Annotated in this window: 18 protein-coding genes, 1 tRNA gene and 1 pseudogene; 15 read left to right on the top strand and 5 right to left on the bottom strand. The window is 72.7% G+C overall.

Annotation, left to right across the window (positions count from 1 at the left end):
- Positions 1 to 96: 96 nt before the first annotated feature.
- A complete protein-coding gene (locus B5M43_RS02415) occupies positions 97 to 1893 on the top strand; it encodes an ABC-F family ATP-binding cassette domain-containing protein (RefSeq protein WP_134745622.1) in 1797 nt (598 codons plus the stop codon).
- Positions 1894 to 2017: 124 nt separating this feature from the next.
- Here the strand turns inward: B5M43_RS02415 and B5M43_RS02410 are convergent, their stop codons facing one another.
- Positions 2018 to 2527, bottom strand: a complete 510-nt coding sequence (locus B5M43_RS02410) for a MarR family winged helix-turn-helix transcriptional regulator (RefSeq protein ID WP_055989981.1) — start codon at positions 2525 to 2527, stop codon at positions 2018 to 2020.
- A gap of 57 nt (positions 2528 to 2584) precedes the next feature.
- Between B5M43_RS02410 and B5M43_RS02405 the strand changes: the two genes are divergently transcribed.
- The 6 genes from B5M43_RS02405 (at position 2585) to B5M43_RS02380 (ending at position 8139) form a co-directional block, all read left to right on the top strand.
- Positions 2585 to 2656, top strand: a tRNA-Gln gene (locus B5M43_RS02405).
- Position 2657: 1 nt separating this feature from the next.
- On the top strand, positions 2658 to 4136 hold the full coding sequence (glmU, locus tag B5M43_RS02400) for a bifunctional UDP-N-acetylglucosamine diphosphorylase/glucosamine-1-phosphate N-acetyltransferase GlmU (protein ID WP_134745623.1): 1479 nt from the start codon (positions 2658 to 2660) through the stop codon (positions 4134 to 4136).
- Entirely contained in the window at positions 4108 to 5145 is a 1038-nt protein-coding gene (locus B5M43_RS02395) for a ribose-phosphate diphosphokinase (RefSeq protein WP_134745624.1), read from the top strand. Before glmU ends, B5M43_RS02395 begins: the two co-directional genes overlap by 29 nt.
- A 121-nt stretch (positions 5146 to 5266) precedes the next feature.
- Complete coding sequence (locus tag B5M43_RS02390; protein WP_205829481.1) at positions 5267 to 5722, top strand: FMN-binding protein; 456 nt, start codon at positions 5267 to 5269, stop codon at positions 5720 to 5722.
- Between the two features lie 15 nt (positions 5723 to 5737).
- Positions 5738 to 6595, top strand: coding sequence for an FAD:protein FMN transferase (locus B5M43_RS02385; protein ID WP_134745626.1), 858 nt, complete (start codon positions 5738 to 5740; stop codon positions 6593 to 6595).
- Positions 6592 to 8139 carry an FAD-dependent oxidoreductase gene (locus tag B5M43_RS02380; protein ID WP_134745627.1) on the top strand — a complete coding sequence of 516 codons (1548 nt, stop codon included), beginning with the start codon at positions 6592 to 6594 and terminating at the stop codon, positions 8137 to 8139. The genes B5M43_RS02385 and B5M43_RS02380 overlap by 4 nt, the downstream gene beginning before the upstream one ends.
- Positions 8140 to 8142: 3 nt before the next feature.
- Here B5M43_RS02380 and B5M43_RS02375 read toward each other — a convergent pair whose 3' ends face one another.
- Entirely contained in the window at positions 8143 to 9615 is a 1473-nt protein-coding gene (locus tag B5M43_RS02375; RefSeq protein ID WP_308067701.1) for an ATP-binding protein, read from the bottom strand.
- Entirely contained in the window at positions 9612 to 10346 is a 735-nt protein-coding gene (locus tag B5M43_RS02370) for a response regulator transcription factor (RefSeq protein ID WP_134745628.1), read from the bottom strand. Before B5M43_RS02370 ends, B5M43_RS02375 begins: the two co-directional genes overlap by 4 nt.
- A 107-nt stretch (positions 10347 to 10453) precedes the next feature.
- Here B5M43_RS02370 and B5M43_RS02365 point away from each other — a divergent pair.
- Together B5M43_RS02365 and B5M43_RS02360 are read left to right on the top strand one after the other, a co-directional pair.
- Positions 10454 to 10918: pseudogene (locus B5M43_RS02365) on the top strand (FAD-binding protein); the annotation flags it as partial.
- Between the two features lie 463 nt (positions 10919 to 11381).
- Positions 11382 to 11810, top strand: coding sequence for a BBE domain-containing protein (locus B5M43_RS02360; RefSeq protein ID WP_230667534.1), 429 nt, complete (start codon positions 11382 to 11384; stop codon positions 11808 to 11810).
- Between the two features lie 65 nt (positions 11811 to 11875).
- Here the strand turns inward: B5M43_RS02360 and gndA are convergent, their stop codons facing one another.
- Entirely contained in the window at positions 11876 to 13339 is a 1464-nt protein-coding gene (gene gndA / locus B5M43_RS02355; RefSeq protein ID WP_055989961.1) for an NADP-dependent phosphogluconate dehydrogenase, read from the bottom strand.
- Positions 13340 to 13832: 493 nt separating this feature from the next.
- On the opposite strand from gndA, the gene B5M43_RS02350 reads away from it, so the two are divergent.
- Positions 13833 to 14450 (top strand): 50S ribosomal protein L25/general stress protein Ctc, encoded by a 618-nt coding sequence (locus tag B5M43_RS02350; protein ID WP_134745630.1) that lies wholly within the window; start codon positions 13833 to 13835, stop codon positions 14448 to 14450.
- A 112-nt stretch (positions 14451 to 14562) separates the two neighbouring features.
- The gene (gene pth / locus B5M43_RS02345) at positions 14563 to 15147 is read left to right on the top strand and encodes an aminoacyl-tRNA hydrolase (protein WP_055989955.1); all 585 of its coding nucleotides are present in this window, start codon (positions 14563 to 14565) and stop codon (positions 15145 to 15147) included.
- Positions 15148 to 15154: 7 nt separating this feature from the next.
- Here pth and B5M43_RS02340 read toward each other — a convergent pair whose 3' ends face one another.
- The gene (locus tag B5M43_RS02340) at positions 15155 to 15664 is read right to left on the bottom strand and encodes a hypothetical protein (RefSeq protein WP_055989952.1); all 510 of its coding nucleotides are present in this window, start codon (positions 15662 to 15664) and stop codon (positions 15155 to 15157) included.
- 60 nt (positions 15665 to 15724) lie between these two features.
- On the opposite strand from B5M43_RS02340, the gene mfd reads away from it, so the two are divergent.
- The 4 genes from mfd (at position 15725) to B5M43_RS02320 (ending at position 21699) form a co-directional block, all read left to right on the top strand.
- On the top strand, positions 15725 to 19348 hold the full coding sequence (mfd, locus tag B5M43_RS02335) for a transcription-repair coupling factor (RefSeq protein ID WP_167626767.1): 3624 nt from the start codon (positions 15725 to 15727) through the stop codon (positions 19346 to 19348).
- Positions 19349 to 19391: 43 nt separating this feature from the next.
- Positions 19392 to 19730, top strand: coding sequence for a GNAT family N-acetyltransferase (locus tag B5M43_RS02330; RefSeq protein WP_167626768.1), 339 nt, complete (start codon positions 19392 to 19394; stop codon positions 19728 to 19730).
- Between the two features lie 114 nt (positions 19731 to 19844).
- Positions 19845 to 21005, top strand: a complete 1161-nt coding sequence (nhaA, locus tag B5M43_RS02325; protein WP_134745632.1) for a Na+/H+ antiporter NhaA — start codon at positions 19845 to 19847, stop codon at positions 21003 to 21005.
- A gap of 37 nt (positions 21006 to 21042) precedes the next feature.
- Positions 21043 to 21699, top strand: coding sequence for a MazG family protein (locus tag B5M43_RS02320; protein ID WP_055989940.1), 657 nt, complete (start codon positions 21043 to 21045; stop codon positions 21697 to 21699).
- Positions 21700 to 21714 lie beyond the last annotated feature (15 nt).

Below are 21714 nucleotides of genomic sequence, written 5' to 3'. Positions count from 1 at the left end.
CGTGGATGCGGGAGGGCTGGGGCCCGGTCCCGACGGGTGTCAGGAGAGGGCGCCCCGCGGTCTGATACACCGCGGCTCGCCTACGCTGGAGGGGATATGGCGCATCTTCTCGGGGCTGAGGCCCTGCACCTCGAATACCCGACCAAGGTGGTCTTCGACTCGGTCTCGCTCGGCGTGAACGAGGGCGACCGCATCGGCATCGTCGGCCGCAACGGCGACGGCAAGTCCAGCCTGCTGGCGATGCTCGCGGGCCGCCGGGAGCCCGACGCCGGCCGGGTCACGGTGCGTGGCGGCGTGCGGATCGGCGTCCTGGACCAGGCCGACACGCTCGACGACGACGACACGATCGGCGGCGCCGTCGTGGGCGACACACCCGAGCACGAGTGGGCCGGAGACCCGAAGGTCCGCGACGTCATCGCCGGGCTGCTGGGCGACCTGCCCTGGGACGCCAGACTCGGGACGCTCTCGGGCGGGCAGCGGCGCCGGGTCGCGCTCGCGAAGCTGCTCGCGGGTGACTGGGACGTGCTCGCGCTCGACGAGCCCACCAACCACCTCGACGTCGAGGCGATCGCCTGGCTCGCCGAGCACCTCAAGCGGCGCTGGGCGCCGAACGCCGGCGGCCTGCTGACCGTGACCCACGACCGCTGGTTCCTGGACGAGGTGTGCACGGCCACGTGGGAGGTCCACGACCGCATCGTCGAGCCGTTCGAGGGCGGCTATGCCGCGTACATCCTGCAGCGCGTCGAGCGCGACCGTCAGGCCGCGGCGATCGAGCAGCGGCGCCAGAACCTCGCGCGCAAGGAGCTCGCGTGGCTGCGCCGCGGGGCTCCCGCGCGCACCTCGAAGCCGAAGTTCCGGATCGACGCGGCCAACCAGCTGATCGAGGACGTGCCCGAGATCCGGAACAGGACCGAGCTCCAGTCGCTCGCCGTCTCGCGCCTCGGCAAGGACGTCGTCGACCTGCTCGACGTGTCGGTGTCCTACGGCGAGCGGGAGGTGCTGCACCGGGTCGAGTGGCGGCTCGCGCCGGGTGAGCGCACGGGCATCCTGGGGGTGAACGGCGCAGGCAAGTCGACCCTGCTGGGTCTGATCTCCGGCGCGGTCGAGCCCACCGAGGGCCGCGTCAAGCGCGGGAAGACCGTCAAGGTCGCCACGCTCACGCAGCGCCTGGACGAGCTGGAGGAGCACCTCGACGAGCCGGTCCGTGCGGTGATCTCGCGTCTGCGCACGACGTACACGTTCGGCTCCGGCTCCAAGGTGCAGGAGCTCTCGCCCGGCCAGCTGCTGGAGCGGATGGGCTTCTCGAGCGCGCAGCTGTCGACGCCGGTCAAGGACCTCTCGGGCGGGCAGAAGCGCCGCCTGCAGCTGCTGCTCATCCTGCTCGATCAGCCCAACGTGCTGATCCTGGACGAGCCCACCAACGACCTCGACACCGACATGCTCGCGGCCATGGAGGATCTGCTCGACTCGTGGCCGGGCACGCTCATCGTCGTCTCGCACGACCGGTACTTCCTGGAGCGCGTGACCGACCAGCAGTACGCGATCCTCGGCCACCGGCTGCGCCACCTCCCCGGCGGTGTGGATGAGTACCTGCGCCTGCGGCAGCTCGAGCAGGCGGCGCCGGCGGCGAAGCCCGCCGCCGCGACGGCCGCGGCCGTGGAGCCCGCCCTCAGCGGCGCCGAGCTCCGCGCCGCGCAGAAGGAGATCGCGGCCCTCGAGCGGCGCATCGGCCGGCTCACGGAGCAGATCGACGCCGCCCGCACGGCGCTGGCCGAGCACGACCAGTCGGACTACGCGGGCCTCGCGGGCGAGATGGAGGCGATCGGCGCCCTCCAGGACGAGGTCGCCCAGCTCGAGGAGCGCTGGTTCGAGCTCACAGAGCAGACGGGCTGAGGGCAGACGGGCTGAGGCTCTGCCCCCCCTCGCGAGACAGCATCGCACCGCCGAGACTGCATCGCGCCGCCGAGACGGCGGTGGTCCACAGCGGTCTCGGCGGGGGATTGCAGTCTCGGGCGGATCAGGCCTCGGGTGCCGTGTCGAAGCCGAGCGAGAGGCGGCGCAGCAGCGCGGCGAGCCGGTCGCGGTCGGCGGCGCTGAGGCGGCGCAGCAGCTCGGCCTCGGCGTCCATCAGCCGCGTGATCGCGGCATCCACCCGCACGCGGCCGTCCTCCGTCAGGGTCACGAGCACGCTGCGGCCGTCGTCCGGATCCGCCTCGCGGCGCACGAACCGGCGTCCGACGAGCCGGTCGATCCGGTTGGTCATGGTGCCGCTCGAGACCAGCGTCTGCTGCAGCAGCTGCTTCGGGCTGAGCTGGTACGGCGCCCCCGCACGCCGCAGCGCGGAGAGGACGTCCCACTCCCACGGCTCGATGTCGGTGCGGCGGAACGCCTCGCGGCGTGCCCGGTCGAGGTGCCGCGACAGGCGGTCCACGCGCGAGAGCACCTCCATGGGCGAGAAGTCGAGGTCGGGGCGCTGGTGCGTCCACGCGTCGACGATGCGGTCGACCTCGTCCGTCTCGGATGCCATCCCTCAAGAATGGCAGACTTGACCGAGCGGCCCCGGGACCTCCGGATCATGCCGCGGTCCGCCATGGTGTAACGGCAGCACGACAGCCTTTGGAGCTGTGAGGACCAGGTTCGAATCCTGGTGGCGGAGCATGAGCAACAGCGAAGCGACGACTCAGAGCCTGGCGATCGTCATCCTGGCGGCGGGGCAGGGCACCCGGATGCGCTCGCGCACCCCCAAGGTGCTGCACCCCATCGGCGGGCGCACGCTGCTGGGGCATGTGCTCCACACCGCACAGCAGCTTCCCGCCTCGGTCGTGCGGGTGGTGGTGCGGCACGAGCGCGACCGCGTCGTGCAGGAGCTCGAGGACATCCCGGGCGTCGAGGTCGTGGACCAGGACGACATCCCGGGAACCGGGCGCGCGGTGCAGCTCGCGGTCGAGGGCCTGCCGGCGGACTTCGACGGCGACGTGCTCGTGCTGAGCGGCGACGTGCCGCTGCTCGAGACGGACGCGCTCGCCGCGCTGATCGAGGAGCACCGCGCCGCCGCGGCCGAGGCCACGCTGCTGAGCGCCACGCTCGACGACCCCAGCGGGTACGGCCGCGTCATCCGTGACGCCGACGGCTCGGTGCTGCGGATCGTCGAGCAGAAGGACGCGACCGAGGACGAGGCGGCGGTCGCCGAGATCAACGCGGGCGTGTACGTGTTCCGGGCGCGGACGCTGCGCGAGAGCCTCGCGCAGGTCGGCACCGCGAACGCGCAGGGCGAGATGTACCTGACCGACGTCATCCGCCTGCTGCGCGAGGCGGGCCGCCAGGTCGCGGCGCGCGCCGCCGAGGACGCGCGCGTCGCGCTCGGCGTGAACGACCGCGTGCAGCTGTCGGAGGCGGCGGCCATCCTGAACGCCCGGATCGTGCGCCGCTGGCAGCGCGAGGGCGTCACGATCCAGGACCCCGCGACCACGTGGATCGACGACACCGCCACGCTGGCGCCGGACGTCACGATCCTTCCGAACACCCACATCCTGGGCGCGACCACGATCGCAGAGGGGGCCACGATCGGCCCCGACACGTCGCTCGTGGACTGCGAGGTCGGCGAGGACGCGGTCGTGCGGCGCGCCGACGCGACGCTCGCCGTGATCGGGCCGCGCGCGAACGTGGGGCCCTTCGCCTACCTGCGGGCGGGCGCCGAGCTCGCCGCCGGGGCCAAGGTCGGCACGTACGTCGAGGTGAAGAACTCCCAGATCGGCGAGGGCAGCAAGGTGCCGCACCTGTCGTACGTCGGCGACACGACGATCGGTCGCGGCGTGAACCTCGGCGCGGGCGCGATCACCGCGAACTACGACGACATCGCCAAGCACCGCACCGTGATCGGCGACGAGGTCCACACCGGCTCGCACAACGTGTTCGTGGCGCCGGTTAGGATTGAGGCCGGCGCCAAGACGGGGGCCGGAGCCGTGATCCGCAAGGATGTCCCGGCCGGTGCCCTGGCCTTGAGCGTCGCCCCTCAGCGCAACATCGAGGGGTGGGTGGAGAAGAACCGAGCGGGCACCGCCGCGGCCGACGCCGCGGCGCGCGCCCGGAGCGCAGAGAAGGCGGCCGATGGCGCGCAAGAGCAAGACGACCACTGACGACGAGCGCCAGCGGGGCATCGCCCCGGGGATCGTCACCAAGACCAAGAAGCGTCTGGTGGTCGTCTCGGGCGGATCCCACCCGGAGCTGGCGGACGCGATCGCGCACCAGCTCGGCATCGAGGTCGCGCCCACCGAGCGCCGCACCTTCGCCTCGGGCGAGATCTACACGCGCTTCGAGACGTCGATGCGCGGCTGCGACGTGTTCGTGGTCCAGACGTTCGGCCAGCCGGTCAACGAGTGGATCATGGAGATGCTGATCATGCTCGACGCGCTCAAGCGCGCGTCGGCCAAGCGGATCACCGTGGTCGCGCCGTACTACCCGTACTCGCGCCAGGACAAGAAGGGCCGCGGCCGCGAGCCGATCTCGGCCCGCCTCGTCACCGACCTCATCGCGACCGCCGGCGCGGACCGCATCATGAGCGTCGACCTGCACGCCGCGCAGATCCAGGGCTTCTTCGACGGCCCGGTGGACCACCTGTTCGCCAAGCCGATCCTCGCGCGGTACTTCGAGGAGTCGCTGCAGGGCGAGGACCGCGAGACCCTGACCGTCGTGTCACCCGACATGGGCCGCGTGCGCGTCGCCGACACGTGGGCCGACGAGTTCGGTGCGCCGCTCGCCATCATCCACAAGCGTCGCGACCCCAAGGTCGCCAACCAGGTCACGGTTCACGACATCGTCGGCGAGGTCGAGGGCCGCACCTGCCTGCTGGTCGACGACATGATCGACACCGGCGGCACGATCGTGAAGGCCGCCCAGGCCCTCAAGGCGAACGGCGCCCGCAAGGTCATCGTCGCCGCGACCCACCCGATCTTCAGCCACCCGGCCGCCGAGCGCCTCCAGGACGCCGCGATCGACGAGGTCGTGGTGACCGACACCGTGCCGCTGTCGCCCGAGCAGCGCTTCGACAAGCTCACGGTCCTGTCGGCCGCACCGCTGCTCGCCCGCGCCATCCGCGAGGTCTTCGACGACGGCTCCGTGACCAGCATGTTCGACGGCGCGGCCTGACAGTCCGCCCGCGGCGGGCGAGCGCAGAGGGGATTCACAAGCGGTGCCGATCCGGTGCCGGGGGACGTCGGCCGGGATGGAGTCAGAGCCGCGCAGGCGGCACCGACGACAGGGGACCGACATGAACCGATCCGCACGCACCGGCGCCGCTCTCGCAGGAGTCGCGGGCGTCATCGCGCTCGCCGGCTGCGGCGCCGTGACCGTGGGCGCCTCGACCGACGAGGAGGCGCCCGCCGAGAGCACGGGCACCGAGACGTCGGAGACCACCTCGGCGGAGCCCGCATACGCCGACGGCGCCTACACGGCCGAGGGCAGCTATCAGACGCCCGAGACGATCGAGACCGTCTCCGTCACGGTCACGCTCGAGGACGACATCGTCACGGCGGTCGAGGTCACGGGCGACCCGCAGGCGCGCGAGAGCCGGCAGTACCAGGGCCAGTTCATCGCGGGCATCGCGGACGAGGTCGTGGGCGTCGACATCGACGAGCTGGCCGTCGACCGGGTGGCCGGCTCCTCGCTCACGAGCGGCGGCTTCAACGAGGCGATCAAGCGGATCAAGCAGGACGCGGCGGCCTGAGATGGCCGCGTCCCGATGACAGCGACGTGGCGCTTCGACGCCATCGGCACCGGCTGGCGGATCGACACCCCGGAGCCGCTTCCTGAGGACATCCGCGAGCGCGTGAACGGCGTCCTCGCGGCCTTCGACGCCGCATGGTCGCGGTTCCGCGGCGACTCGCTGATCGCCCGGCTGGCGCACGGGGGAGAGGCCCCCGCCCCTCCCGACGCGGCCGCCATGCTCGGCGCATACGCCGAGCTCGGCCGCGCGACCGGCGGCGCCGTGAACCCGCTCGTCGGAGCCTCGCTCGAGAGGCTCGGCTACGACGCCGCGTACTTGCTGCGCGCCCAGGACCCCGTCGCGGCGCCGGCGGACTGGCGCGCGCGCCTCACCTGGCGCGACGGGACGCTGCGTCTCCGCGGCCGCGCCACGATCGATGTCGGCGCGCTCGGCAAGGGGCGCCTGGTCGACCGGGTCGCCGAGCTCATCCCCGGTCCCGCGGTCGTCGACGCGAGCGGCGACCTGCGCGTGTGCGGCATGCCGCAGCGCGTCGCGCTCGAGCACCCGTACGACCCGCGCCGCGCGATCGGCGTGATCGTGGTCGCGGACGGCGCGCTGTGCGCATCCGCCGCCAATCGTCGCGCGTGGGGCGACGGCCTGCATCACGTGCTGGACGCCCGCACCGGGGCTCCCGTGCGCACGGTCGCCGCGACCTGGGCGCTCGCCGAGACCGCCATGATCGCGGACGCCGCCGCGACCGCGCTGTTCTTCGAGGGCGGGCCCGGCTACGCGCGCGACCACGACGTGCACTGGGTGCGAATGCTGTCCGACGGCCGCGCAGAATGGTCGCTGGGGTCGCGCCTGGAGCGAGGAGAAGCGGAGCTGTTCACATGATCGGACGCCTGACCGCCGTCTACCAGCGGGGCATGCGGCAGCTGGGGCGCCTGTCCATGTACCGGCTGGTGCTGCTCGCGCTGGGCGTGCTCACGCTGGTCGCGCTCGCGCTGTCGTTCTTCGGGCTCGTCCTGCCGTCGCCCGCCGAGCTGCTGGCGACGGCCGCCGTGCTGGTCGCGGTGGCCGCCGCGGTCGACGTGGTCGCGCACCGCGTCCTGCGGCTCGTGTGGCGCCCCGAGTCGACGCTCATCACCGCGGCCATCCTGGTGTTCGTCGTGCGGCCCGGCCTGGACGTCGCGACGCTGGCGGGAGCCGCGATCGCGGCCGCTGCGGCGTCGCTGTCGAAGTACCTGATCGTCTGGCGCGGCCGGCACATCCTGAACCCGGCGGCGGTCGGCGCGACCGCGGCCACCCTGTCCACGCTGGGAGGCTCGGCGTGGTGGGTCGGTACGCCCGCGCTGTTCGCGCCGCTGCTCCTCGTGAGCGTCCTCGTGCTGTGGCGCACCGAGAAGCTGCGGGTCGTCGCCCTGTTCTACGGCGTCGCGGTGGTGGTCGCGGCCGGCCGGACGATCGCGCAGCTCTACGCGGCCGGCGCCGCGATGCCGCTCGAGACGCTGCTGCAGGCGGTGCTCGTGCAGTCGCCGTACCTGTTCCTCGGCGCGTTCATGCTCTCGGAGCCGCTCACCCTGCCGCCGCGCCGGTGGCAGCAGTACCTCGTGGCGGTCGCGGTCGGCGCCCTCGCCGGATGGCCGATCCCGCTCGGCGTCATCACGCTCGGCCAGGAGCGGGCGCTGCTGATCGGCAACCTGATCGCCTTCGCGTTCGCGGCGCGCGGCGCCGTCCGCCTCACGCTGCTGCGCCGCACGGCGCTGACGCCGACCGTGCAGGAGCTGGCCTTCACCGCCAGGCGCCCCGTGCGGTTCGAGCCGGGGCAGTACCTCGAGCTGGATGTGCCGCACCGCCATCCGGACGCGCGGGGCACGCGCCGCGAGTTCTCGATCTCGTCGGCGCCCGAGGACCTGCCGGAGATCCGGATCGCGTTCCGCGAGAGCCGGACGGGGACCGCCTCGAGCTACAAGCGGGCGCTCGCGGCCGCCCAACCGGGCGACGTCCTCGCCGTGACCGGGGTCTGGGGTGACTTCACGCTGCCTCGATCGGCGCGCACGCCGGTGCTCATGGTCGCGGCCGGCATCGGCGTGACGCCGTTCGTGTCTCAGCTGCGGCACCTCCGGCTCGCGGGTGAGACCCGCGACGTCGTGCTGGTCTACGCCGCCTCCAGCTCCGACGAGCTCGCCTACCGCGCGGAGCTCGAGGCCACCCGCGTGCGCACGGTCGTGTACACCCGCGACGAGCCCGCCGACCTCCCGGCCCATTGGACGTGGGCCGGGGGAGAGCGGCTGACTGCCGAGGGCCTGCACCGCGCGGTCCCCGACCTGTCGAGGCGCCATGCGTACGTCTCCGGACCGCCCGCGCTGATCGCGGACCTCGCGCCCGCCCTCGGCCGCGCCCACGGCCTGACCACCGACGCCTTCGCCGGCTACTGAGGTTCAGGCGGGATCGACGGGCTTGGCGGGCAGCGCCACCTCGAACGTCGTATCGCCGGGGCGGCTGGTCACCCGGATCTCGCCGTGGTGCGCGTCGACGATCGCCTTCACGATGGCCAGCCCCAGGCCCGTGCCGCCGGTGGACCGGGCGCGCGACCGGTCGCCGCGGGCGAAGCGCGTGAACAGCTCGCCCTGCAGCGCGGGATCGATCCCGGGGCCGTCGTCGTGCACCCGCAGGATCGCGCGGGTCGCGCTGCCCATGCCGTCGAGCGCCAGCGACGCCGTCACGGTCGTGCCGGCGGGGGTGTGGGTGCGCGCGTTGGCGAGCAGGTTCGCGATCACCTGGTTCAGCCGTGCGGTGTCGCCCGCCACGATGACCGGCGCCTCGTCGACCTCGACCCGCCACACGTGCTCGGGCCCGGCGACGCGCTGATCGGCGACCGCCTCGAGCGTGAGCCGGGTGAGGTCCACCGCGCCGTAGACGAGCTCCTGTCCCTCGTCCAGGCGGGCGAGCAGCAGCAGATCCTCCACGAGGCCCGTCATCCGCACGGACTGCGCCTGGATGCGCTCGAGCGACTGTCCGGTCGTCTCGCTGAGCGACGGATCGCGCAGGGACAGCTCGGAGTATCCCCGGATCGACGCGAGCGGCGTGCGCAGCTCGTGGCTGGCGTCCGCGACGAAGGTGCGCATCCGCTCCTCGTTGCGCTGCCGCGCGGTCAGGGACGCATCGACGTGGTCGAGCAGGGTGTTCAGCGCCGCGCCCACCTGCCCGATCTCGGTGCGCGCATCCGCCTGCTCGGCCGGCACGCGCTCCTCGATCGACACCACGCCCTGGTCGAGCGGCTGCCGCGCGACGCGCTGGGCCGTCTCGGCAACCGCGCGCAGGGGCTTGAGACCCTGCCGGATCACGACCGTGATCGCGAGGCCGAGCACGGCCAGCCCCGCCGCGGTCGCGAACGTGATCGTGGTGAGGAGCTCGCCGATCGTGGCCCGCACCTCCTGCGTCGACATGCCCATGACGACCACGCCGCCGGGCACCTCGCCGGCCTGCACGCGGAACTCCCCGAGCCCGCGCACGGTCATGGTCCGCACCTGCTCCTGGCCCTCCGGCCGGTCGAGCTTCAACCCCGCGAGCTGGGAGGTCGTGAGGGTCTCGATCTGGAAGTGGTCGTCGACGAAGGCGCCGCTGCGGTCGCCGTCGGCGGTCTCGAGCACGAGGACGGTGCCCGGCGGCACCTGCAGGCCGTCCAGCACGCGCGGCGCGTCCTCCGCGCCGGAGCCGATCAGCCACGGACCCGCCTCCGTGACGAGGCTGCGCACCTGCTGGCTGAGGCGCTCCTCGAGCACCGAGTTCAGCATCACGCTCGTGACGGCCGCGACGATCACGAAGATCAGCGAGACGAAGCCGAACACCGTCAGCATCAGCCGCGCCTGGAACGACAGCGGCAGCCTCCGGATCCGGCCGAGCGGCGTCACTGGGGTGCCTTGATCATGTACCCGACGCCGCGGACCGTGTGGATGAGCGGCTCGCGCCCCGCGTCGATCTTCTTGCGCAGGTAGGAGATGTAGAGCTCCACGACGCTCGAGCGCCCGCCGAAGTCGTAGCTCCAGACGCGGTCGAGGATCTGGGCCTTGGACACGACCCGGCGCTCGTTGCGCATCAGGAAGCGCAGCAGCTCGAACTCGGTCGCCGTGAGCTCGATCTCGGTGCCGTCGCGCTCCACCTCGTGGCTGTCCTCGTTCAGCGTCAGATCGCCCACGCGCAGGATGGGGGCGTCCTCGGCGGCGTGCGCCGTGCCGGAGCGCCGCATGAGGGCGCGCAGCCGGGCCACGACCTCCTCGAGGCTGAACGGCTTGGTGACGTAGTCGTCGCCGCCCGCGGTCAGGCCGGCGACGCGGTCGGACACGGCGTCCTTGGCGGTGAGAAAGAGGACGGGCACGTCGTCGCCCGCCTGCCGCAGCCGCTGCAGCACGGTCATGCCGTCCAGGTCGGGCATCATGATGTCCAGCACGAGCGCGTCGGGCTTGAACTCCTTGGCCGCCTGCAGCGCCTCGAAGCCGTTGCCGGCGGTGCGCACCTGCCAGCCCTCCATCTTGAGCGCCATCGACAGCAGGTCGGTCAGCATCTGCTCGTCATCGACGACCAGGATCCGGACGGGCGTGCCGTCGGCGCGCAGCAGGGCGGGGGAGGCGTGCGGGGTGGTCATGGCACCCATTGTGTCCGCGAACCTATGAGCTTTCTATGGAGCCGGCTATGCGCCGCGTGTGAGTGTCGACGCTCTCGAGGGCGGCCGGGCGGAGGAGGGACTGTCCGATGTCGGAGGGCCCGGCTATGGTGCGGCGCATGACCTCCCCCGAGCTCACTGCCGCGTTCGGCGGCACCGCGATCCTCCCGGGCGACCCCGACTGGGACGCCGCCCGACGTTTCCACTCCGGCATCGGAGAGCCCGCCGTCATCGTGCGCGCGACGTCGGTCGACGACGTCCGCCGGGCCGTGCGCGGTGCCGCCGCGGCCGGAGTCGACATCATGGTCCGCAGCGGCGGCCACAGCGCCTGGGGCTCCGTTCCCGGCGGCCTCACCCTCGATCTCACCGCCCTCGACGCCGTGACGGTCGAGGGCACGCGCGTCGGCGTCGGCGGCGGCGCGCACTGGGGCGCGGTCGCCCGCGCCCTGGCCGACCGCGGCCTCGGCCTGAGCTCCGGCGACACGGCGTCGGTCGGCGTGGGCGGGCTCACGCTCGGCGGAGGCATCGGTCTGATGCTGCGCGCCTGGGGCCTGGCGTGCGATCAGCTCACCGGCGTCCAGCTCGTCACGGCGGCGGGCGACGTCGTCGAGGCGACCGACGAGACCCATCCGGAGCTCCTGTGGGCGCTGCGGGGCGGCGGCGGGAACTTCGGCGGCGTGACCCGATTCGACTTCCGGGCGCGGCCGCTCGACGGCGTCGTGGCGGCCGAGCTGGGAATCGACGGCGATCCGCGGCCGATGCTCCGTGCCCTGCGCGACCTCATGGCGGATGCGCCGCGCGAGCTGACCGTCACCTACATGGACGTCCCGCCCATGGATCCGAGCGCGCCGGCGGGAGCCTCGATCGGCGCCGTCTGGATCGGCTCGGACGAGGACCGGCTCTGCCGGCTGCTCGCGCCGCTGCTCGCCGCACCCGGGGTGGTCGAACGCGGCCTGGGAGTGCGGCCGTACCCCCGAGGTCCTGCTCGAGGCGCCCGAGTTCGACCCCGAGATGCCGATGCCCGGGTTCGTCGGCGGCAACACGCTGCTGCGCGAGCTCGACGACGACACGATCGACGACCTGGTCGCGTTCCGTCGGCAGAACGACGCGTCCGTGATCTTCCTGCGGTCGCTGAGCGGCGCGTTCGGGGATGTCGCCCAGGACGACTCGGCGTTCCCCGCACGCGACGCGACGTGGTTCGCGATGGCGGGCGCCTTCGATGTCCCTGGCCTGCTCGATGACGCCGCGCGGGCGCGGGCTCTCGCCGACTGGGCCGGCATCGAGGCGCGCGGCGCGGGGGTCTACGGCAACTTCACGACCTCCACCGAGCCCGACTGGGCGGAGCGCATGTACCCGCCGGCGGCGATGGCGCGACTGGCCGCCGTCAAGCGCGAGTGGGATCCGCGCAACGTGTTCTCGCGCAACCACAACGTGCGGCCGGCGTGAGCCGGAGACGCCGCGTCCCCCTGCCCGTGGCGGGCAGGGGGACGCGGCGTCGGATCAGCGCGAGGTCAGTGGGTGTCCTCGGCCTCGATCTCGGTGCGGTCGCCGGACCACAGCGTGTGGAAGGTGCCCGGCTTGTCGATGCGCTTGTACGTGTGCGCGCCGAAGAAGTCGCGCTGGCCCTGGATGAGCGCGGCGGGCAGGCGCTCGGCGCGGATGCCGTCGTAGTACGCCAGCGACGAGGAGAACGCGGGCGAGGGGATGCCGGCCTGGGTCGCGGCGATCACGACGCGGCGCCACGCGGCCTGGCCGCGCGTGAGCGCGTCGGCGAAGTACGGCGCGGACATGAGCAGCGGCAGGTCCGGGGTCTCCGCGTAGGCGTCGGCGATGCGGTTGAGGAACTGGGCGCGGATGATGCAGCCCGCGCGCCAGATCTTCGAGATCGCGCCGAGGTCGATCTTCCAGCCGTACTCTGCCGCGCCGGCGCGGATCTCGTCGAAGCCCTGCGAGTACGCCACGATCTTCGAGGCGAACAGCGCCTGGCGGACGTCCTCGATGAACGCGTCGGCGTCGGCGACCTCGAAGGTCTCGTCCGGGCCGGGCAGGGCCGCGGCGGCCTCGCGCTGCTCGGGGTGCGACGACAGCGAGCGCGCGAAGGTGGCCTCGGCGATGCCGGAGACGGGGACGCCGAGGGACAGGGCGGTCTGCACGGTCCACGCGCCGGTGCCCTTGGCGCCGGCCTGGTCGAGGATGACGTCGACCAGCGGCTTGCCGGTCTCCGCGTCGACCTGGCGCAGCACCTCGGCGGTGATCTCGATCAGGTACGACTCGAGCTCGCCGGAGTTCCACTCGGCGAACACGTCGGCGATCTCGGCGGGGGTCTTGCCCGTGCCGCGGCGGATCAGGTCGTACGCCTCCGCGATGAGCTGCATGTCGGCGTACTCGATGCCGTTGTGCACCATCTTCACGAAGTGGCCGGCGCCGTCGGTGCCCACGTGCGTGACGCAGGGCTCGCCCTCGGCGACCGCGGCGATCGACTTCAGGATCGGGCCGAGCGTGACCCACGACTCCTCCGGACCGCCGGGCATGATCGACGGGCCCGTGAGCGCGCCCTCCTCGCCGCCCGAGATGCCCGCGCCGACGAAGTTGATGCCGGTCTCACGGACGGCCTTCTCGCGGCGGATCGTGTCGGTGAACAGGGCGTTGCCGCCGTCGACGATGATGTCGCCCGGCTCGAACACCTCGGTCAGCGCCTGGATCACCGCGTCGGTGCCGGCGCCGGCCTTCACCATGATGATCGCGGTGCGCGGCTTGGCCAGCGACGCCGCGAACTCCTCGTACGAGTACGCCGGGATGAAGCCGGCCTCGGGGTGCTCGGCGACGAGCTCGTCGGTCTTGGCGCGGCTGCGGTTGAACACGGCGACCGTGTTTCCCTCGCGGCTGGCCAGGTTGCGAGCCAGGTTCGAGCCCATCACGGCGAGGCCCACGACCCCGATGTTGGCGACGGCGGTTGTGGTGGAAGCGTCGGTCACGCGATCTCCTTGCACACGGATCACAGGGGAGACGAGCGGGTGCCGGAATCGGCCTCGTCGGGTCCAGGCTAGTGGGGCGGGCGCTCACATGCGTCCGCGTGACGCCGTGAGGCGGCGTCAGTCCTTGCGGTAGCCCGAGCGGCCGAGCGAGAAGAACGCGCCGACCAGCAGGACCGTGGCGGTGAGGGACATGACGGCGATGACGCCGGCGACGACGTGCGAGGGATCGATCACGGGGGCTCCTGGCGTGCGGCGACGCCCGCGGAATCGCGGTCGTCGGGCGGTTCTGCGCGCGGACAAAGCGCGTCACCACCGTACCCGTTCGTCGGGTACCATGGAAAACGACCTCGGCGAGGGCGAGCCGCGCATGCGTGTGCTCAGCCGTTATCGACGCGGGTGAGCCTCGGGGCTCTCCTCACGCGTTGCGTTCGAGTCGAGCAGCCACAGACCCCCGCGACATCGAACGGATGGCGCGGCCACGAGGAGACACATCATGTCGGAGCAGACCACGCTCACCACCGAGGTGCGCACCCAGTTCGGCAAGGGCTTCGCCCGCCGCCTGCGCGCCGCGCACAAGATCCCCGCCGTCCTGTACGGCCACGGCACCGAGCCCGTGCACCTGGCCCTGCCGGGTCACGAGACGCTCCTGCTCGTGCGTCACGCCAACGCGATCGTCGAGCTCGACATCGAGGGCACCAAGCAGCTCGCCCTGGTCAAGGACGTGCAGCGCGACCCGGTGCGCCAGGTCATCGAGCACGTGGACCTCGTCGTCCTGCGCAAGGGCGAGAAGGTCACGGTCGACGTCCCCGTCGTGGTGACGGGCGAGCCCTTCGCCGGCACGATCGCCAACCTCGACGCCATGACGCTGTCGATCGAGGTCGAGGCGACCCACATCCCGGAGCACCTCGAGGTCGACGTCGAGGGCCGGGAGGACGGCACCCACATCACGGCCGCCGAGGTGAAGCTCCCCGAGGGCGCGACCCTGGTCGCCGACCCCGAGACGCTCGTCGTCGCCATCTCGACCCCGCAGCTCGACACCACGAGCGACGCCGAGGCCGAGGCCGAGGCTCCGGCCGCGGACGAGGCCGCCTCGGAGGAGGCCGCCGAGTAACACCGGCACATCTTCGAAGAGAGGGGGCGCGAGCGATCGCGCCCCCTCTCTCCGTCTGCGGCGGCTCGTCCGCGGCGGACTCTTGCGGCAGGATCGAGGACTAGGAGGAGTCATGGCCGACACGTGGCTGATCGTGGGGCTCGGCAACCCGGGACCCCGCTACGAGACGACCCGTCACAACGTCGGGCAGATGGTGATCGACGAGCTCGCGGGCCGTCGCAGCGCGCCGTTCAAGCAGCACAAGGCCAACGCGCGCGTGGCCGAGACGTGGCTGCGCCCGGGCGCCGCCAAGCTCGTGCTCGCCAAGCCCAACTCCTTCATGAACGTCTCGGGCGGCCCCGTCGCGAACCTCGCGCGCTTCTACGGCGTCGACGCCGGACGCGTGATCGTGGTGCACGACGAGCTGGACATCCCGTTCGACACCCTGCGCCTCAAGTCGGGCGGCGGCCACGGCGGTCACAACGGCGTGCGGGACGTCGCCAAGGCGCTCGGCACGCCGGACTTCGCCCGCGTGCGCGTCGGCATCGGGCGCCCGCCGGGCCGTCAGGATCCGGCCGACTGGGTGCTGGACCCGTTCGGCGCGACCGAGCGGCAGACCCTGCCCATCCTGATCTCCGACGCCGCGGACGCGGTCGAGCACCTCGTCGAGGTCGGGCTGGTCGACGCGCAGCAGCGCTTCCACGCCCCGAAGCCGTAGCCTCCGGTCAGACGCCGCCGGAGCCCGCGATGCCTGCGACGGCGCCTCCGAACGCGGCGCCCGCGGCGACGACCGGGCCGAGGGCCGCGGTCGCGATCGCGGCGATGCCGGAGCGGCGACCGCGGTCGCGGACGACCGCGACGATGCCCTGTACGAGGGCCCACACGCCGAGCGCGGTCCCGCCCCACGCGGCGACCTCTGCCAGGAGCACCCATTCGCGCACGGGGGAGAGGATCTCGAGCCCAGCGCTCGGCGACAGGGCCTGCAGTCGCGGTCCGATGCCCGCGCCGATCGCCGCCAGGGCGACGGCCAGCAGGATGCTCGCCCCCACCGTCGCGCCGATCGCCAGCACGAGCGCGATACGCCCGAGCAGCGGCGATGCCGCGCGCCGTGGCGCCTGCAGCGCGGCCGCACAGCGCGCATCCTGCGGCGGAAGGTACGGCGCGGTGGGCGCGCCGGGCGCCGCGTGCCCGCCGGGGACGGGCGGCTGGGGGATCGGCGGCTGGGGTGCGCTCACGCTGTCATCCTAGGGAGCCGCCCCGGCCGCGGTGTCCGGGGCGCCGCATAGACTCTTGTGGTGACTGTTCAGGGGATCGTGCGCGCCCTCGAGACCGCCGAATCGTTCCGGGACGCTCTCACCGCATCGGCCGTGGACGCCGACCTCTCGATGGTCGACGGCATCGACGCCCCGGCGCTCGCCGCGCTGCTCGAGCGCCGCGTGGCGGCCGGGCATCCCGCCGCGCTGCTCGCGATCGCGCCGACGGGCCGCCGCGCGGAGGCGCTCGCCGGGGCGCTCGCGGCGGTCATGCCCGACGCCGAGGTGCTCGACTTCCCCGCCTGGGAGACCCTGCCGCACGAGCGGCTCAGCCCGAGCCCCGAGACCGTCGGCCGGCGCCTCGCGACGCTCCGCCGGCTCGCGACATGGGATCGCGCGCGCCCGCTCGTGGTGACCTCGTCGATCCGCTCCGCCATCCAGCCGCTCGCGCCGGGCCTGGGCGAGGCCGAGCCCATCCGGCTCGCCGCCGGCGCACGCGGCCACGACCTCGACGACATCGTGCGGCGCCTGGTCGAGCTCGCGTACGCGCGCGTCGACATGGTGTCGCGCCGCGGCGAGTTCGCGGTGCGCGGCGGCATCCTCGACGTGTTCCCGCCCGTGGCCGACCACCCCTACCGCATCGAGCTCTTCGGCGACGAGGTCGATCAGATCCGCGCCTTCTCGGTCGCCGACCAGCGCTCGCTGCCGGGCGAGGTGCCGGAGGTCGACCTCGTGCCGAGCCGCGAGCTGCTGCTGACGGCGGATGTGCGCGCCCGTGCGCGGCAGCTCCAGCACGAGTTCCCCGGCATCGCGCAGATGCTCGAGAAGATGTCCGAGGGCATCCCGGTGGAGGGCATGGAGTCCCTCACGCCGGTCGTCACGGACGAGCTCGTCTCGCTGGCCTCGTATCTTCCCGAGGGCGCCGCGGTCGCGCTCGTCGACCCCGAGCGCGCGGTCTCGCGCGCGCTCACGCTCGGCGAGACGAACCGCGAGTTCCTGGAGGCGGCGTGGAGCGCGGCCACGAGCGGCGCCCGCGCCCCGATCAACCTCGACTCGGGCGACTTCCTCACGATCTCCCGCCTCCACGACGACGTCCGCGAGCGCGGCGGCGTCTGGTGGACCCTCAGCCCGTTCGACTCCGGCGCGGCCGACACCGCGGCCGAGCTGGACGCGCTCGCGGACGACGGCGTGACGATCGCCCCGGATGCGGGCACCGCCATCCGGATCCGCGGCGCGGCCGTCCCGTCGTTCCAGGGCAGCATCGACGGCGCGGTCGACCACGTCGCCCGCCGCCTCGCGGAGGGCTGGCGCGTCGTGATCGCCGCGAACGGCGTGGGTCTCGTGGAGCGCGCGCGGGACGTGCTCGCCGACCGCGGCCTCGCCGCCCGCCTGGTCGAGAGCCTCGCGGACGCGCCGGAGCCCGGCGTCGCGACGCTCGCGGTCGCAGGCATCGAGCGCGGCTTCGAGTCGGACGAGGCGCGGCTCGCGGTGCTCACCGAGAGCGAGTTCTACGGCCGCACGATCGGCGGCGACGCCCGCGTCGTCAAGAAGCTGGCTTCGCGGCGGCGCAACGTCGTCGATCCGCTGCAGCTCAAGACGGGCGACTACGTCGTCCACGCCACGCACGGCATCGGCCGGTTCGTCGAGATGACGCAGCGCGTCGTCTCCAGCGGCGGCCGCAACGCGACCAAATCGACGCGCGACTACCTGGTGCTGGAGTACGCGCCGTCCAAGCGCGGATATCCCGGCGACAAGCTGTTCGTGCCGACCGACCAGCTCGACCTGCTCTCGAAGTACGTGGGCGGCGAGGCGCCGACCCTGTCGAAGATGGGCGGCAGCGACTGGGCCCAGGCCAAGGGGCGCGCGCGCCGGGCGGTCCGCGACATCGCGGTCGAGCTCGTCAAGCTCTACTCGGCGCGCATGGCGGCCAAGGGGCACGCGTTCGGCCCGGACACGCCGTGGCAGCGCGAACTGGAGGAGGCGTTCCCGTTCGCCGAGACGCCGGATCAGCTGCAGACGATCGACGAGATCAAGCGCGACATGGAGCGGCCCGTCCCGATGGACCGGCTGCTGTCGGGCGACGTCGGCTTCGGCAAGACCGAGGTCGCCGTGCGCGCCGCGTTCAAGGCGATCCAGGACGGCAAGCAGGTCGCGATGCTCGTGCCGACCACCCTGCTGGTCAAGCAGCACCTCGAGACGTTCACCGAGCGCTTCGCAGGGTTCCCCGTGACGGTCAAGGCCCTCTCCCGCTTCCAGACCGACAAGGAGGCGCGCCAGGTCGTGCAGGGCCTCGCCGACGGCACGGTCGACATGGTGATCGGCACGCACCGGATCCTCACGGAGCAGGTGGCGTTCAAGGACCTCGGCCTCATGATCATCGACGAGGAGCAGCGCTTCGGCGTCGAGCACAAGGACCAGCTCAAGAAGCTCAAGACGAACGTCGACATCCTCGCGATGTCGGCGACGCCGATCCCGCGCACGCTCGAGATGGCCGTCACCGGCATCCGCGAGATGTCGACGCTCGCGACCCCGCCCGAGGACCGGCATCCGATCCTGTCGTACGTGGGTCCGCGCAACGACAAGCAGATCGCGGCCGCCATCCGGCGCGAGCTGCTGCGCGAGGGCCAGGTGTTCTACGTGCACAACCGCGTCACGTCGATCAACTCGGTCGCCGCTCACCTCGCCGAGCTGGTGCCGGACGCCCGCATCGCCGTCGCGCACGGCAAGATGGGCGAGCACCAGCTCGAGCAGGTCGTCGACGACTTCTGGGAGCGCAAGTTCGACGTGCTGGTCTGCACGACCATCATCGAGACCGGCATCGACATCGCGAACGCGAACACGATCATCATCGACCGCGCCGACAAGTACGGCCTCGCGCAGCTGCACCAGCTCCGCGGCCGCGTGGGCCGCGGGCGCGAGCGCGCCTACGCGTACTTCGTGTACGACGAGAGCAAGCCGCTGAGCGAGACCGCCGCGGACCGGCTGCAGACGATCGCGGTCCACAACGACCTCGGGTCGGGCATCCAGGTCGCGATGAAGGACCTCGAGCTGCGCGGCGCGGGCAACCTGCTGGGCGCCGAGCAGGCCGGTCACATCGCGGGCGTCGGGTTCGACCTGTACCTCCGGATGATCGGCGAGGCCGTCGCGACGTTCCGCGGCGAGGAGACCGAGGGCCCGGTCGAGCTGCGGCTCGAGCTGCCGGTCGAGGCGCGCCTGCCCGAGTCGTACATCGACGCCGAGCGCCTGCGCCTCGAGGCCTATCAGAAGCTCTCGGCCGCGGCCACGGCGACCGCCAAGGACGACGCGATCGACCTCGTGATCGAGGAGCTCGCCGACCGCTACGGCGCGCCGCCGCCCGAGGTCGACGGGCTGATCGCGGTCGCGCGCCTGCGCCGCCGCGCCGCGCAGGCCGGGCTGACGGACGTCGTCGCGATGGGCCGCAACCTGCGGATCGCGCCCGCGCAGCTCCCCGACTCGATGCGCGTGCGGCTGCAGCGCCTGTACCCGGGCGCCAAACTGCTGGCGGGCGGCGAGGCCATGGTCGTGCCGATGCCGACCGCGGGCGGCGAGCCGCTGGGCGACGCCGACCTGCTGGCGTGGGTCGCCCAGCTGCTGGACGCGATCTTCCCCGCGGCGAAGAAGGAGGACGCGGCCACGGGATCGTGACCGGGGGTTGAGCCCGCACCGGCCCACCGGTTGGATGGGCGTCATGACCGAGTCGCAGTCCGAGCCCGACATCGTCGTGTCCGACAACCCGGAGCACACCCGCTACGAGGCCCACTTCAGCGACGCGCAGAACCCGCACGGCGCGCTCGCCGGCGTCCTCGTCTACGAGGACGGCGAGGGAACGCGCACGCTGCTGCACACGGTCGTTTGGGAGGAGTACTCGGGCCACGGGATCGGCGGACGCCTGGCGACCCACGCGTTCGCGGACGCGCGCGAGCGCGGCGTGAAGATCGTGCCGGTCTGCACCTTCGTGCAGGGCTGGCTCGAGCGCCATCCGGAGCAGCACGACGTGCTCGCCGCGCGCCCCGACGACGCCCGGTAGGCTGGATCGCGGTGTGCCGGGAAGTCTGGTCGGCGGCGGACGAGCGTCCGTCCTCTGAACCGGCGATCCCGCCCGCATGATCCGTCAGCGGATGACGGGCGACGAAAGGCACACATGAAGCTGCTCCGCTCCGAGCGATTCCCCGCCGTCCTGCTGCTGGCCGCCGCGGCCCTCGGCCTGCTGTTCGCGAACCTGCCGTTCGGCCCGGCCGTGCTGGACCTGAGCCACGCGCACCTGGCGATCCCGGGCACGCCGCTCGACCTGTCGCTCGCGCACTGGGTGTCGGACGGCCTCCTCGCGATCTTCTTCTTCGGGGTCGCGGTCGAGCTGCAGTACGAGCTGACGACGGGTGAGCTGTCGAGCGTGCGCAAGGCGCTGCAGCCCGCGATCGCGGCGGCGGGCGGCGTGATCGTGCCGATCGCGGTCTTCCTGCTGTTCGCGGGAGGAGACCCGGCGACCCGCGACGGATGGCCCGTGCCCACCGCGACCGACATCGCGTTCGCCCTCGGCGTGCTGGCCGTGTTCGGCAAGGGCCTGCCGTCGCCCGTGCGGATCTTCCTGCTCGCGCTCGCGATCATCGACGACATCGTCGGAATCGTCTTCATCGCGGTGCTGTTCGCGCACGACATGGATCTCGGCCTGCTCGCGATCGGGATCGTGCTGGTCGTGGTGTTCGCGGTGCTGAGCCGCCTGGACGCCGGCAGCCGTGGCGCGCGCGTCGCGATCGTCGCGGCCATGATCGTCGTCGCGGTGGCCGCGTGGGTCTTCGTGCTGCTGTCGGGCGTGCACGCCACGATCGCGGGCGTCCTGCTGGGGCTCGCGGTCCAGCAGAGCCCCGGCATGCGTGCGCGGCACGTCCTCGAGCCGTGGATCAACGGCGCGATCCTGCCCCTGTTCGCCTTCGTGGCGGCGCTGGTCGTCATCCCGCAGGTGAGGCCGTCGGAGCTGTCCCCGGCCCTGTGGGGCATCCTGGTCGCCCTGCCGGTCGGCAAGATCCTCGGCATCACGCTGTTCGGCTGGCTCGCCATGCGGATGCGCCCGCGCGGCACGGCGCCGACCATCGCGCTGCCCGACCTCGTCGCGGCCGGCACGCTGGGCGGGATCGGCTTCACGGTGTCGCTGCTGCTGGCGAACCTCGCGTACGCCGAGTCCGACGCCATCCGGGATCAGGCCATCCTCGGCGTGCTCGGCGGCTCCCTCATCGCGCTCGTGCTGTCGGGCGTCATCGTGTCGCTGCGCGCGCGCCATCACCGCCTGAACGCGGCATCATCGTGACGGGCGCCTCGTGGGCGGCCGAGCGGAAGGTGAGGGGATGACGGCGGACGCGCTGCGGCAGGCGGTCGAGACGATGCGCACGGTGCGCGATCGCTGCGTCTGGACGCAGGGCATCGACCACCGCGCCCTCGTCCCGTATCTGATCGAGGAGAGCCACGAGCTGATCGACGCGATCGAGGCCGGTGGCCGCGGCGATCTGCGCGAGGAACTCGGCGACCTGCTGTGGCAGGTGCTGTTCCACGCCGAGATCGCCTCGCGCGACGCGGCCGAGCCGTTCGACATCGACGACGTGGCGGCGACGCTCGTCGAGAAGATGGTGCGGCGGCACCCCCACGTGTTCGCGGGGGAGACGGCCGAGACGCCCGAGCGCGTTCTCGAGCTGTGGAACGCGGCAAAGGCCGCCGAGAAGCGGCAGCGCCTCAGCGTGCTGGACGGCGTCGCCCGCTCGATGCCCTCGCTGGCCCTCGCGCAGAAGCTGGTCGGCAAGGCCGCCCAGGTCGGCGCGGGCGACGAGATCGCCGTGGCCGTGCACGACGCGGCCGAGGTCGGCGCGGTGCCGGAGAGCGAGGAGGAGCTGGGCGACCTGCTTCTCACGCTGGCGGCCGCTGCCCGCGCGAACGGCTGGGACGCCGAGCGCGCCCTCCGCGAGCGCCTCCGCGCGCTGGAGGCGGAGATCCGCGAGCGGGAATCCTGAGAGAATTGCTTCCCT

This window comes from Microbacterium sp. MEC084 (assembly GCF_004514465.2).
Classification (GTDB): domain Bacteria; phylum Actinomycetota; class Actinomycetes; order Actinomycetales; family Microbacteriaceae; genus Microbacterium.
Note: the sequence above shows the minus strand (reverse complement) of the source record. Positions and strands in the feature narration are given on the sequence as shown.